10 protein-coding genes are annotated in these 14,747 nt (G+C 44.9%); 3 read left to right on the top strand and 7 right to left on the bottom strand.

Features of this window, described 5'->3' with window-relative positions:
- Positions 1-287: 287 nt before the first annotated feature.
- Positions 288-1,562, top strand: a complete 1,275-nt coding sequence (gene metK, locus FBB35_RS24475) for a methionine adenosyltransferase (protein ID WP_174711812.1) — start codon at positions 288-290, stop codon at positions 1,560-1,562.
- Positions 1,563-1,754: 192 nt separating this feature from the next.
- Here the strand turns inward: metK and FBB35_RS24480 are convergent, their stop codons facing one another.
- From FBB35_RS24480 to FBB35_RS35885, 6 genes are all read right to left on the bottom strand, one after another.
- Positions 1,755-3,161, bottom strand: coding sequence for a family 2B encapsulin nanocompartment shell protein (locus tag FBB35_RS24480; RefSeq protein ID WP_174711813.1), 1,407 nt, complete (start codon positions 3,159-3,161; stop codon positions 1,755-1,757).
- A 105-nt stretch (positions 3,162-3,266) separates the two neighbouring features.
- Positions 3,267-4,676 (bottom strand): family 2B encapsulin nanocompartment shell protein, encoded by a 1,410-nt coding sequence (locus FBB35_RS24485; protein ID WP_174711814.1) that lies wholly within the window; start codon positions 4,674-4,676, stop codon positions 3,267-3,269.
- Positions 4,677-4,757: 81 nt separating this feature from the next.
- Positions 4,758-7,049, bottom strand: a complete 2,292-nt coding sequence (locus FBB35_RS24490; protein ID WP_174711815.1) for a family 2 encapsulin nanocompartment cargo protein terpene cyclase — start codon at positions 7,047-7,049, stop codon at positions 4,758-4,760.
- Positions 7,050-8,057: 1,008 nt separating this feature from the next.
- Entirely contained in the window at positions 8,058-9,326 is a 1,269-nt protein-coding gene (locus tag FBB35_RS24495) for an MFS transporter (RefSeq protein ID WP_174711816.1), read from the bottom strand.
- A gap of 221 nt (positions 9,327-9,547) precedes the next feature.
- The gene (locus FBB35_RS35880) at positions 9,548-10,030 is read right to left on the bottom strand and encodes a DUF4231 domain-containing protein (RefSeq protein WP_368041796.1); all 483 of its coding nucleotides are present in this window, start codon (positions 10,028-10,030) and stop codon (positions 9,548-9,550) included.
- A 138-nt stretch (positions 10,031-10,168) separates the two neighbouring features.
- Positions 10,169-10,426: a hypothetical protein gene (locus FBB35_RS35885; RefSeq protein ID WP_368041797.1), complete on the bottom strand. Its 258-nt coding sequence runs from the start codon at positions 10,424-10,426 to the stop codon at positions 10,169-10,171.
- Between the two features lie 590 nt (positions 10,427-11,016).
- On the opposite strand from FBB35_RS35885, the gene FBB35_RS24505 reads away from it, so the two are divergent.
- Positions 11,017-12,186, top strand: coding sequence for a homocysteine biosynthesis protein (locus FBB35_RS24505; protein ID WP_174711817.1), 1,170 nt, complete (start codon positions 11,017-11,019; stop codon positions 12,184-12,186).
- Positions 12,187-12,351: 165 nt separating this feature from the next.
- On the opposite strand, the gene FBB35_RS24510 is transcribed toward FBB35_RS24505, so the two are convergent.
- Entirely contained in the window at positions 12,352-13,392 is a 1,041-nt protein-coding gene (locus FBB35_RS24510; RefSeq protein WP_174713757.1) for a hypothetical protein, read from the bottom strand.
- Positions 13,393-13,770: 378 nt separating this feature from the next.
- Here FBB35_RS24510 and FBB35_RS24515 point away from each other — a divergent pair, with 378 nt between their 5' ends.
- Entirely contained in the window at positions 13,771-14,664 is an 894-nt protein-coding gene (locus FBB35_RS24515; protein WP_174711818.1) for a lipopolysaccharide assembly protein LapB, read from the top strand.
- Positions 14,665-14,747: the final 83 nt, after the last annotated feature.

Raw genomic sequence — 14,747 nt, forward strand, 5'->3', positions numbered from 1 at the left:
TATTAAATACATTTTCTCCACGAAATAATTACCATAAATTTATTTTTTTTACAGATACTTACCTTATATTGAGTGGTTTTTATCAATATCAACAAGATACTAACTACTGAAGTATAAATATTGTTATGATTTCATAAATTAATGTGAGTTCCACTGCTCCTAGGAAACTAAATTGTTTCTCTCAAGGCATAACGAATGTCGTTCGTTGGAAGCTCACGTTAAATTAGGTAGTTGAACTGACTACCACATTTAGTCAGCAAAAAAACTCAAGTCAGGAGGAATTTGCTTTGTCTCGTCGATATCTATTTACCTCCGAGTCAGTAACCGAAGGTCATCCAGATAAAATCTGCGATCAGATTTCTGATACCATTCTGGATGCCCTACTGACACAAGACCCTAGCAGCCGTGTCGCTGCTGAAGTAGTAGTTAACACTGGTTTAGTGTTAATCACTGGTGAAATAACCACCAAAGCAAATGTGAATTTCGTCAATCTTGCCCGCAAAAAAATTGCCGAAATTGGCTATACTAACGCCGATAATGGTTTTTCTGCTAACAGCACCAGCGTTTTGCTGGCTTTAGACGAACAATCACCTGATATTGCCCAAGGTGTTAACACCGCTCAAGAAACCCGCCAGCAAGATAGTGATGAGCTATTCGACAAAATTGGTGCGGGCGATCAAGGTATAATGTTCGGTTTTGCCAGTAACGAAACACCAGAACTGATGCCCTTACCCATCAGTCTCGCCCACCGCATTGCCCGCCGATTGGCAGCAGTCCGCAAAACAGGTGAATTGTCATACCTGCGTCCTGACGGTAAAACCCAAGTAACTGTGGTTTACGAAGATGGACGACCAGTAGGTATTGATACAATTCTAATTTCCACCCAGCATACAGCTAATATCGGGGAAATTACGGATGAAGCGGCTGTACAAGCCAAGATTAAACAAGATCTCTGGTCGGCAGTAGTCGAACCTGTTTTTGGCGATATTGACGTTAAGCCTAACGATCAGACGCGTTTTTTAGTTAACCCCACTGGCAAATTTGTCGTTGGTGGCCCACAAGGAGACTCTGGTCTGACAGGACGAAAAATAATCGTTGACACCTACGGCGGTTATTCACGGCATGGTGGCGGTGCTTTTTCTGGTAAAGACCCCACGAAAGTAGACCGTTCTGCTGCTTATGCGGCTCGTTATGTAGCAAAAAACATTGTCGCTGCTGGGTTAGCAGAAAAAGTTGAAATCCAGCTATCTTATGCTATTGGTGTAGCGCGACCAACAAGCATTTTGGTAGATACCTTTGGCACTGGTAAAGTGGATGAAGAAACATTACTGGAATTAATCAACAAACACTTTGAACTGCGTCCAGCAGGGATTATCCATACCTTCAACTTACGCAACTTACCAAGTGAACGAGGCGGACGTTTTTATCAGGACGTCGCGGCTTACGGTCATTTTGGGCGGGCTGATTTAGACTTGCCTTGGGAACAGACCGATAAAGCTGAATTGTTGAAGCAAGCAGCAAACGAATCACTTTCGGCGGTAGTTGCTCAAGCACTAACTTAGGCTTATAGGCGACTGCAAAAACTTAGTTTATATAAATAAGGGTATAGGCAACTTTACAAATTGCCTATACCCTTATTTATCTTTCAACTATTACCTACAAACATAGTTGATTCTAATACAATAGACTTAAAAATTATCACGTAGACGCTAAATTTTGCATCTCTATTAGTGTCCAGATAGCCAAGCCTTTCCTCAGCGACCGATTTCCACATTTTCAAGGATGCCGAGTGCATCAGGGACAAGAACGGCTGCGGAGTAGTAGGCGGTGACAAGGTAGGAAATAATAGCCTTTTCGCTGATGCCCATGAATCGGACAGACAAGCTGGGTTGGTGTTCGTCGGGAATACCAGTTTGATGTAAACCGATAACGCCCTGATCTTCCTCTCCCGTGCGGAGTACAAGGATGGAGCTAGTCTGTGTATCGGTAATAGGAATTTTGTTACAGGGAAGAATGGGTACGTTTCGCCAAGCAGTCACTATACTGCCGTCCAGGTCAATGCTTTCTGGATAGATGCCGAGGCGATTGCACTCTCGACCGAAGGCGGCAATGGTGCGGGGGTGCGCCAGGAAGAACTTCGACTTCCTCCTGCGAGTGAGGAGTTCGTCGAGGTCGTCGGGAGTGGGTGGGCCGGTGCGGGTGTAGATGCGCTGTTTGAGGTCGGCGTTGTGTAGCAAACCAAATTCGCGGTTGTTGATTAACTCGTGTTCTTGACGTTCCCGCAATGCCTCAATAGTCAACCGCAGTTGTTGTTCGATCTGGTTCATCGGTTCGTTGTACAAATCGGCGACGCGAGTATGCACCCGCAACACAGTTTGGGCGACGCTCAATTCATATTCGCGGGGTGAGAGTTCGTAATCTACGAAAGTTCCTGGTAACTCAGTCTCCCCAACGTGCCCCGAAGCCAACGCGATCGCAGCTTCTCCGTATTTGTTCTGTGGGACTTGGGGGCGGCTTCTGATGCGATCGATGTGAGCCTGCAATGCCTGTGACTGGTTGAGCAGTTCCCGAAACGCATGTTGTGGTAGCGCCAATACTGTGGTTTGAACGATCGCTTGGATTGTGAACTGCCAATTACTCTGGGGGTCTAATAAGGTGCGATCGCCAAAATAATCACCATCGGCTAATACACCCAACACAGGTTGCTCATCATACTTGCCAAGACCAATCTTGTTGACTTTGCCATGAGCAATCAAAAAAAGCTGATTGGCTGGCTGTCCTGACTGCACTATGATGTCACCAGGTGCAAACTCTTGTTGAACAAACCGACCCGCCAAGGCATTCAACACATCAACGTCATCAAATTCTCGCAGTAATGGCAACTCACCAAGTTCTTGGGGAATCACCCGCACCTCAGCCCCTGTATTGGTAAAAGTTACCCGCCCATCACCAATGGAATATGTCAACCGACGGTTCACCCGATAAGTGCCACCCTTAGTTTGCACCCACGGTAACATCTTCAACAACCACCGCGAGGTAATGCCCTGCATCTGCGGTGCAGATTTGGTTGTCTTTGCTAAGTTACGCGCAGCTGCGGTACTCAAACTCAGGCGGGGATGCTCATTCTCAACATCCAAATTCGACTCGATAGATTCTGTCATTACCTCATCCTGACTCTTTAGTTACTAACAAAAACAGAAGTGTTTAAATTTTGAATTTTGAATCTTTCAATCCAAAATCCAAAATCTAAAATTCAGTAATAATATTTAGAGTCCGATTTGAACGTCTTCGAGAATACCGAGTGCATCAGGAACGAGGACTGCTGCCGAGTAGTAGGCGGTGACGAGGTAGGAGAGGATGGCCTTTTCACTGATGCCCATGAATCGAACGGACAAACTGGGTTGATATTCGTCGGGGATACCAGTTTGATGTAAACCAATCACTCCTTGTTTTTCCACACCGGTACGGAGCAAGAGGATAGAACTGGTACGGGTATTGCTTATAGGGATCTTGTTGCAGGGAAAAATGGGTATCCCCCGCCAAGCAGGTACTCGATGACCGCCTAAGTCGATGCTTTGTGGATAAATACCAAGGCGGTTACACTCCCGACCGAAGGCGGCAATGGTGCGGGGGTGTGCTAGGAAAAATCCTGGATCTTTCCATACCGTAGCCAGGAGTTCATCGAGGTCATCGGGAGTGGGCGGGCCGCTGCGGGTGTAAATACGCTGTTTGAAGTCGGCATTGTGTAGTAAACCGAATCCCCGGTTGTTGATTAATTCGTTTTCTTGACGTTCCCGCAATGCCTCGATAGTCAGCCGCAATTGTTGTTCGGTCTGATTCATCGGTTCATTGTACAAATCCGCGACCCGAGTATGCACCCTTAACACGGTTTGAGCCACGCTCAATTCATATTCGCGGGGCGAGAGTTCGTAATCTACAAAAGTTCCCGGCAACTCAAGTTCTCCGATATACCCTGATGTCACCTCAATGGCAGCTTCCCCAGACTCATTTTGTGGGACTTGTGGGAGGGTTCGGAAGCGATCGACGTGGGCTTGTAGTGCCTGTGACTGGTTGAGCAGTTCCCGAAACGCTTGTTGTGGTAACACCAATACCGTGGTTCGGGTGACTGCCTGGATTGTGTATTCCCAATTGCTCTGAGGCTCTATCAAGGTGCGATCGCCAAAATAGTCACCGTCAGCCAACACACCCAACACGGTCTGTTCGTCATACTTGCCAAGACCAATCTTGTTGACTTTGCCATGAGCAATCAAAAAAAGTTGATTGGCTGGTTGTCCTGACTGTGCGATCGCATCACCGGGGGCAAACTCCTGCTGAACAAACCGACCTGCCAAGGCATTCAATACATCAACGTTGTCAAACCCTCGCAGCAATGGCAACTCACCAAGTTCTTGAGGAATCACCTGTACCTCAGCCCCGGTGTTGGTAAATGTCACGCGCCCATCGCCAATAGCATAAGTTAACCGACGGTTCACCCGATAAGTACCACCCTTGGTCTGCACCCACGGCAACATCTTTAACAACCACCGCGATGTAATCTCCTGCATCTGCGGTGCAGATTTGGTCGTCGTCGCCAAATTACGCGCAGCTGCGGTACTCAAACTCAAGCGGGGATGCTCATTCTCAACATCCAAATTTGACTCAATAGATTCTGTCATAATCTAACCCTCTACTTTCTAGTTACTAAAAAACCGATCTGACTCGATCGAATACCGAGCTTGGACTCACGCCACCAAACTCTATTCACCAGCAAAATAACTCGACCCTACTTGACCGAGTACTGAAATTAACCCCCCTGCACCGACCAACGAGCCGATCCGTGCAGCCGAAGTACCTAGCCCAGTAGGCCCGCTAGGCAGGCGCTTTTCTACCGAACTATTACGCAATTCAAACTCCTTATAGCGATCGACTGTTATATGCCACTTGAGAACGCCGCACATCCACTGCTGTAGTTTCTCGACATATCCGTACAGTTTCTTGCGGGTACTTGCGTCTAGGTCAAAATCGTCGAAAAGGGCTGGTAGCTCGGTGGCCACAATGTGTTCAAACTGACGGGCCCGAGAAGTCATCAGATTGTTGACGACCTCGACGGCCTGCGACAAATCGCAGTTGAGGAATTGCTGAACAACCAACACACCGTTATTGAGTTCGCCCTCGAATTCTATTTCTTTCTGGTAAGAGAAGATGTCGTTGGTCAAACAGGCGAAGTCGGCAGCGGAATTATCTAGCTGGCGCATTGATCGCGTGCGGTAAATATCCGGCGGGATTTCGTCACCCTGAGCTAGTCGAGACAAGCTCATCGTCAGATCCGAGCCAAAGGTCTTACGCCGCATCTCAACATAATCTATCGGGTCTGGAATCCGATTTTGGATCTGGTTGGCAAGTTCCCATAACCAGCTTTCGGTCATGTCCTCGATCGCCCGGCGGAACTGACCCCGCGCATTTGCTGACATCGGGCCAGCTGTGCGAGACCAAAGATCGGCCAAACCGCGTTCTACTGGGTTGGTCGGGTCTGGAATCGGGCTAGAATCGAGAGGCATGAATGCCGATAGTCGGGCGTTGAACACTTTTGCACCTGCCATATTGCGGCTATGCCCATAGAGTGCTGGGAAGTAATCATCGGCATAAGTTCCCCAGACAAGCCAGCCTGCTGTCAAATTTAGTTCGTGGCCAGACGCATTGGGATGGATTAACGCACCGCATAAGGCCACATCAGCAACATCGAACTTGTGGTCATCCCAAATCACAGCATCAGGAATGCCAGGTAGTGAGTCCAGCATCCCCATTTGGCGGGCCCATTCCTTGGAATGTCGCCGCGCAGCATTTAGATGAGAATTCAAACTTGTGCTGAACGGCATATAAAACTTCGGCAGTGTCACCGGCCCCACAGGCTGGTATGAAACGTGAGTAAAGTTCTTGAATCTTCCTAAACCCAAGGCACTGTATAACGATCCAATACGCGCAGCCGATGTGCCTAACCCAGTAGGCCCGCCCAGAAGTAGCGTGGATGTCGAAGAATTATCCCCTCCCTTGTTCATATAGCGGCTTGACCTCAGATGCCATTCATGACCGCCTGATTGCCAGTCTTGAAGTCCTTTGATGTATAACAGAACGTTCACACGAGCCACCGGATCTAGTCCGTGTTCATCAAAGAGAGGGGGTAGTTCGGTGATGGCGGTGTTATCGAACTGCTGTAGCCGCGAAGTCAGCAGTTCATTAGTGAAATTAGCCGCCTCCTGCGGACTCACATTCAGAAATTGCTCCAAAACCAACACACAGTTGGCGTTCTCACCTTCATCCTCTACTTCTCTCTGATATGAGAATAGATCGTTGCGAAGATGTACCCCATCAGCAAACGTGTCTTTCAGTACACGCATCGGTCGAGTTTTGGCAATTCCAGCCGGAATCTCAACAAACACGGCGTGTTCGACAAGATCCGCCGACCACGGCGCACCCCCAACCTTGCGACGCATCTCGATGTACTCGATCGGGTTAGCGACCCGATCCTGGTTGATGTTGGCAAGTTCCCATAAAGACTCTTCGAGGAGGTTCTTGGTACTCTGAAAGAACCGGAGCCGCCAGTCCGCAGACTTGCTGAAGGCGGTGCGAGACCACAGATCGGCCAAGCCTCGCTCCACTGGGTTTGTAGGCACTGGAAGGGTGTTGACGGGATAGATTGGCATAAACGCTGGCAGTCGATTGAGGTACTCCTTAGCACCAGCCATATCTTGGGTGCGCTTATAGATTTCAAGGAAATGATCGTCGAAGAAGAACACCCAAACATACCAATCGGTAATTAGGTCAAGCTCCGTCCCTGGTGCATCTGGATGCGTATAGGAGCAAAGCAAGGCGTAGTCGTGGGCATCGAATGTGCGCTCGTCCCAGATAGGCGAGCTTTCGGCTTCTTCTTGTGAGCCAAGTATCCCCATCTGGTAGGCCCAGGCTTTGGAATGCACTCGCGCCGTTTCCAGGTTTGGGTTCAGCCGCGCGGGCCAAGGCATATAAAATTCTGGCAGTTCAAATGGTTGCATGATCTGCGCGTAACCTCCTCTGGAGTCTTCTTGCTGTCTTCATTTCGTGGCTGAGATGAACTGGCGGTTGACGAGCATCCTCACCAACCAGGCTACATCCCCACGTGTGGCTTACTCGTGGTGGCTCGTATCAAGGGAATAATATAAAATGCTCTTAGTCCAGATATAGCGGTTCTCAGTTGAGTGAGGTACTCAAGTTCCCCATCCCAATCTCCTCCCCGCTCTTCAATAGCTACTGTGTATACACAAGTCTGAAAATAGCTGAAGAACTCAGGTTTTACCCCACCCTAACCCTCCCCGATATATTGGGGAGGGAACCGGAAATATTATTTCCCCCCTTGATAAGCTATCGTGTATACACAAGTCGAATTGAGAATCAAATGCACAGAAAAGAACGGAAAATTAATTTTAAAATCCTTGATTTTTCGTTATGCCTTTATCAATAATTTGACACTATTGATAACTAATTTGACCAACTCAAAACCTTGCCCACTAACGCTTGTATCTTATCAGACAAGGATCTTAGGATTTGTGTATACACATAAAGAGCTACGTAAGTTTTAGTTCAAGTTTCCTATATCCAAAGATTAGGGATTTGAAAAATCTGTTTGAGTTATTACTCATTTCAGATGATGACAAATGAATCTTTAGTAATTTATGGTGTTCTCATAATCTTTCATGGTTATAGAAAAAAAGCAATACGTAGCCTCAAGCATTTAAACAAGTAGTTAAATCAAAAATTGAACAATTAGAAGACAGTTAAGACAGTTAAGTAGACAGTTAAACTAGAAATTGAACAATCAGAAGACAGTTAAGACAGTTAAGCAGATAGTTAAACTATTTAATACAGTTATTAAACAATAATTACTACTAATAAAGATTTGTAAATAAAGCAATATTGAGCGGTTTATCCGCAAATTAGGTAGATATCCTAAACTCAAACTTATATTAAGTCAGCCCAATGAATGATGATGTGTTTGAAAACAATTATGGTTTAGCGAGATGCTTTTAACGTAACGCCTTTCTATTAACTCCTGTTTTTGTTTCAGGTACACAGAACCAAAAAACTCCCAAAGCCACAACTGCGTAGGCATAGCCCGCCGCAGGCATCGCTGCTAAAATCAAAAAACCAACATTATAACCAGCATTTTTAACCACAAACCCAGCTAATACGTTGCTCAAACCCGCACCAACACCAATGGCAGTGTTGAGCATCCCTTGGGTAACATTAAAGCGCCCTGTGCCTTTAGTTAAATCAGCTACCATCAACACGGAAAGCACACCAAAAATCCCGGCTCCAATACCATCCAGAATTTGCACAGAAACAAGAAAATAGGGATTATCCGAAAGCGTATACAGTACTCCTTGAATGGGCAAGACGGCAAAGCCAAGGAGAAATATGGGTTTTCTGGCTGTATGTGCGAAACGTCCAGCCAAGTTGGAGACTGGAATCATTACCAACTGAGCCACAATAATACAAGCAGACATATAAACTGTGTCACTTGTCCCTTTACCCTGTGCCAATTCTTGACCAACTAGTGGTAACATAGCAGCATTGGCAAAGTGAAACAGAACTACTGCAACAGTAAAGAATAAAATTTTGCGATCGCTTAATAATTGCAATATGCCTTCATATCCCTGTTGATGTTGTTCTTTATCATCCTCTTCGCCCTCTTCTCCATCTCCACGCGCTAGTTCGTGGTCAATCTCTCCTTCACGAATCATCCTCACGGAAATAATACTGCCCACAGCCATAGCAGCAACTAGGAAAAATATTGCCTTGACTGCAATAAAGTAACCTGCTAAACCAGCGAGAAGAGCAGCTACCAGATTGCCAGTATGGTTAAATGTTTCATTACGACCTATCCGCCTATCTAATCTCTCGTGTCCTACAAGTCCTAGAGTAATAGCAATGATAGCAGGTGGGAAAATTGCTGCTGCAATTCCAATCATTATCTGAGAGCCAATGACAACAGGCAAACTCGGTAATAATCCTATAGTAATACAGCCGATTGAAACAAATACAGCAGCCAGTACAATCAACATCCGTTTCTGACGTAGCCTGTCAACCAATGCACCAGCTGGTGTTTGGACAATCACTGTGGCAATTGTTGAAGCTGACATCGCCATTCCAATCTGGGCTGGGTTCCAATTTTGTGAGGCTTTCAGGTAAATGCTCAAATATGGCCCAACACCATCGCGCACATCTGCGAGAAACACATTCAAGTAATCAAGAGAGCGCAAACTTTTCTTACTCGGTCTTTGCTGTTTTTGCATAAGTCTTTAGCGATGTTTGATAGGCTATGGAGAAGTCGCAAAACTTTTGTACAAAAATCGATTTGCAAGTAACTGGGACAAGCAATACTGATGTTAAATAACAATAAGATTCCCGACTTTTTTAATAAATCGGGAATCTGAGGTTTTCGAGTTAGTCTGAAGAAACCCTATTTTAAACAAAAATCGACTGATGCGCGATCGCAATTAGCTAATCAGACCTTCTACTTCGTTGCCTCTGCTCCAGCTTTACTTGACTCATTAGATGAAGCTGATTCTGTTTTCTCTGGTTGCGTCTCGCTCGTTTGTTGCAATTGGTTGAGATGAATGTTGTTCACTTGAACAATAAAGTATTCTAAAGCTTGACTTGCCTTTTGTTGCTGTTGGCTTTCATCAGACACATCATAGCAACGATCAGGTGGAGTTACACCCAATATAAATTTCTCTTGTTCCGCTTCTAACAATTCAACGGCTGTGTTAGCAGCAAGAGAATTCTTCTGAAAAGGAAAAGAGGTAACTATACTGGCAACAATAGAAGCAATAGCTGGACACATTACAGGGAGCCATTTGAGCCAAGCTTGTCCTGCTTCTAATTTGTCTAGCATAACTAAAATTGGTGTGACTCCTGATAAAATCACTGTCGCAATTTGCAAACTATAGTAAAGGTTCCTTGATACACCCCTAATTTTTTTATAATCGTCAATCAAGTCTTGGCTGTATTATAAAGCCTTTCCTCTTCTCAGAGTAAGGGTATCTTTATCCCAAGAATTAGGATTAGTCAATAGATAACTATATAGTTCAGCTTTCTTGGTGAGTTCTGACTGATAAGCTGCTTTCTTATAGTTCTAGAATACTTGTCTATTGATAAGCAACAAAAAAAACAAGAAAGTTAGAGCTACTGCCCCAGAAATAACAACTCTTTTATCTTCTGAGAGAAAAACAATAAAGAGTCCAGACGAAACAAAACCTGTAAGTAATAAATACTCAATTACCTTCAAGTTAAAAAACTTTTTTTCATCTGATGTGGAGGATAAGTTTTCAATCCTATCGAAAATTTTGCTTTGGTTTCTTTGATTAAGATTAGGTAATTCAGAAGTAATCATTGCCTCTTACTCAATTTGTTGTCGGGTTAAATGTAGCAATAAAATAGAATAGCAATAAATAGAATTAATTGTGCTGAGGGGGTAGAATTCAGGACAACTTCGCAAATATATATAGTTCTAACTTTTGCTTAGACATCTCTTATATAACTGTTCTCAAGTAGCTTCTCCCTTAGCAAAACCTTCTAGCATCTACTATTAGCTCTCATTTTGTGATTGACTAGTTGGCTGAGATGCTTTACAAAAGCCAGAAATGTTTCTTTCTGTTGACGTAAAATTATCTAGATCCAGCAAGTCTAATTAATCCTAACCATACATACATTTGATTGATAATGCAAGACTTTCTTGATAGTAATTTTACGTAGTTATTAAAATGTTGTTGATACAATTTGCGTACTTTCCCCAAAAAATATATGATTTGGACTTTGCAATAGTCGAATTGTTTTTTTGGGGAGTTATAAGCCTATTGGGGTGTTAAGCTGTCGTGTCTACATTAGCAGACAACTATTTCGACAGGAAATTATGCAAGATTCTCTGATTTATCAAGATATCCTTCAGAGAGAAAGACAGCAGGAAGCACTAGCACTGATAAGATGCGAACAATTGCAGAAATTAACGAGAAAATCATCCGCCAACGTGCGGTAGTGTTGACAACTGAAGAGTTAAAAGCACGAGTTGTAGAAATTGGTGTTACTAAAGCTGCTAAAGAAGTTGATGTAATTACCACAGGCACTTTTGAGCCGATGGAATCGAGCGGTGCAATTATCAATCTCGGACACACTGACCCTCCGATCAAAATTCGTCGTTGTTGGTTAGATGGCGTACCAGCATACTCTGGTTTTGGGGCAGTAGATTTATATTTGGGTGCGAGTTGTGCTGTAGAAACGACTGATGGAGAAGAAATCCGAGAACGTGGCGGAGGTCATGTAATTGAAGATTTAATCGCTGGTAAAGCTATACACGTAAAAGCGCAAGGACAAGTAACTGATTGTTATCCCAGAGCAAGTTTTGAAACTACAGTTACCCGTGAAACGATTAATCAGTTTTATTTATTCAATCCGCGCAATCTTTATCAAAATTTTATTGTAGGTGTGAATGGTGGCGATCGCCCCCTCTTCACCTACCTAGGCCCTTTACAACCACGTCTGGGGAATGCGGTTTACTCTAATCCCGGTGCTATTTCTCCCTTACTCAACGATCCCGATTTGCAACTCGTTGGTATAGGGACTCGAATTTTTTTAGGCGGCGGTATTGGCTATGTCGCCTGGGAAGGCACTCAGCACTTCCCCTTACAAAAACGTTTAGCTAATCGTACACCCATTGGGCCTTCTGCAACTTTAGCTTTAATTGGTGATGCCAAACAGATGGATTCTCATTGGGTGCGGGGTTGTTACTTTAAAAGTTATGGCCCCTCATTAATGTTAGGCGTTGGTGTCCCACTGCCTGTATTAAATGAACAAGTAGTTGAACACTGTGCGGTACAGGATCAAGACTTAGTAGCCCCAATAGTAGATTTTTCCATACCCCGGCGCGTTCGACCCACTTTTGGTTTGGTGAGTTATGCCCAACTCAAATCTGGGAAGATCGCTATTGAGGGCAAAGCAATACGCTCTGCCCCTTTAGCGAGTTTGTTTTTTTCTAGGCAAGTCGCCCTAGAGTTAAAAAAGTGGATTGAAGCAGGGACGTTTACCCTCACAGAACCAGTTTCTCCAATTCCGATGGAGCGATCTTTTCTACCCCAAGATCGGCGGACGGATTTTTGATCTTGGGACAGGGGGCAGGGGGCAGGGGGACAAGGGGATAAGGGGACAAGGGGACAAGGGGACAAGGGGGAATTATTGAACAAGTCTCTCTCTTGTCTCCCCCCTCTTCCTTGTCTCCCTTGTCTCTTCTTCATGTTCAATGCCCAATTCCCAATGCCTAATGCCCTAATCTTGAGTCGGTTTCGGTCGCTTGATAATAGGCTTTGGAGCGGGCGTTCTTGGTATAGGTTTTGACACCACAGAGGTGTCTCCGCCTATGCCTGTTTTCTTGATGGGACGCGGAGTTTCGCCACTGCGTCTGGGGGGGAATGGTTTTCTACCACCAGCACCAGCACCAGCACCACCACTACCGCCAGCACGAGGACCACCTCTGAATGGTGGTTTGCGTTTTTTGGGCAAGTCAGCGATCGCTTCAGCTTTTTCTACAATCAAAACATCGGCTTCTCGCTTGGCTTGGAAATCCCAGAACTTTCCTACCGCTTTGGTGGTCAGGACACCCCTCAATTTCAACTTGAAATACTTGGGTTTGTCAGTTGGTTTGCGTGCAGCCTGCCTAATTTTGACTACCAAACTCTTAGCGTCAAAAGATTGGTATACTACCTCACCACGAACAGAAAAACCACCATCAGCTACTTCTGATGAGGGGATCGTGGGAATTGTGCTTAATTCAGAATTTTCGGATAAGCCATCATCAAGTGTCTGTGACTCTTGCAACTCTAAATCTGACTCTTCCTCATCTGTTGAGCTTTTAGCCAGATTTTCTGGCTCCCAAACTCCGACGATTTGGATGTGCAAGGTGTCATTTTCTTGTCTTGTACGTGGATATACTACCCACAAGTGTTCTTTTTCTAAGTCTAGATGATTCTTGACTAAGCTCATAATCCGGCCTAGGAGGACGGCATTGAGTTCTACACCATCTGTGGTTAGTAGCGTACCTTGAGTAAATTGTTCGCTGCTAGCATGATAGCGACCCCGGACTAATCCGATCGCTCGGTACTGCATCGGTTCGCTGGGAGGCGGAATCGGTTGCTGTCGATTGACTAAGTTCCCATTTGAGTCAGTCTCGCTGGGGTTGACAGGCGAATTTTCAAGTTTAGAGGGCTTGGGTACTATGTGAACATTAGAGGCAGCCTCTATGTTATTTGAGCCCTGGTTAGAGGCAGAAGAATTGGAGGATTCAGGCAACGGCATCAGGTCGGAATTCATAAAAACTCCTTGCGGCACAGACACATCCCATTGTGGGATTTTATAAAGGTAGCTGGAAAGAGCATTTGTGCGATTGATGAAAGTATATTTATTTTTCACAAATCCACACTAGGGTACTCTATACAATCTTAAAGGCGCTAAATTTAGTGTTTGTACATTAAACGTGTAATTTAGCGCCTTTACACTAGTTTCGGAAGCATATCATAGCTACAATTCTGACGGCTCCTCCTAAAGTCATCACTTACTTTAGCAGTGTAAATAGTTAATTGTTATAAAATTCACAGGCAATTAGCGATATTCCGCAAAGTTTTGGAAATTTTTAACTTTACGATTTGTGTAAATGATAATGTCATTAGAGTTCAGGAGGAAGACAAAACTGTGCATCAAACACGCAATCGCTGGATAGTTCAAGTCGTCTTGGCGCTGGCAGTTCTTGCTTTTGTGGGTGTTTCGGTGATTCCCATAATTGGAGCATTTAATAATACGCCATCCTCAAACCAAAATACCGCTAGCACCAGAGGCACTTTGCCCTCTGCTGACCAAAAATCAAAATTAGAAGATGAAGTACGGGGTTATGAACTGGTTTTGCAAAGGGAACCAGAAAATCAGACTGCGCTTAAGGGCTTATTGCAGGCGCGTCTACAACTACTGAGTCAAAAAGAAAAAAGTGAGGTTAAACCAGCTGATATCCAAGTTGTCATTGAACCCCTGGAAAAGCTAGCCAAGCTAAATCCCGAACAGTCAGAATATTCAGTGCTACTAGCTCAAGCTAAACAGCAAATAGGCGATCGCGAAGGAGCCGCTCAAGCTTATCGCACAATTTTGTCTACGAAACCTGGCGATTTGAAGGCTTTGCAAGGAATGGTGGCTTTGTTAATCAGTCAGCAACGCCCGGAAGCAGCTATTGGTTTGCTGCAAGAAACCCTCTCGAAAGCAGCCCAAGTAAATACAATTCAGCCTGGAAGTGTAGATACAGTAGCCGTGCAGGTGTTGTTAGGTTCTGTTCATGCTTCACAGAAACGCTACGCTCAAGCTAGCTCTGTATATGACCAAGCAATTAAGAGAGATCCTAAAGATTTTCGCCCCGTTGTGGCAAAAGCGATGCTCTTGAAACAACAGGGCAAAGACGCAGATGCAAAACTTTTATTTGATAGTGCCGCAGCTTTAGCACCTGCTCAGTACAAAGACGAAATTAAAAAGGCAGGAATGACTTCCCCCATTCCTAATTCAGCTACGTCTCCCGCACCTTCCTTGAAAAGTACTCCGAAGTAGGGCATTGGGCATTGGGCATTGGGCATTGAACATGAAGAAGAGACGAGGGAGACAAGGAAGAGGGGGGAGACAAGAGAGAGACT

The organism is Nostoc sp. TCL240-02, assembly GCF_013343235.1.
In the GTDB taxonomy this organism is placed as follows: Bacteria; Cyanobacteriota; Cyanobacteriia; order Cyanobacteriales; family Nostocaceae; genus Nostoc.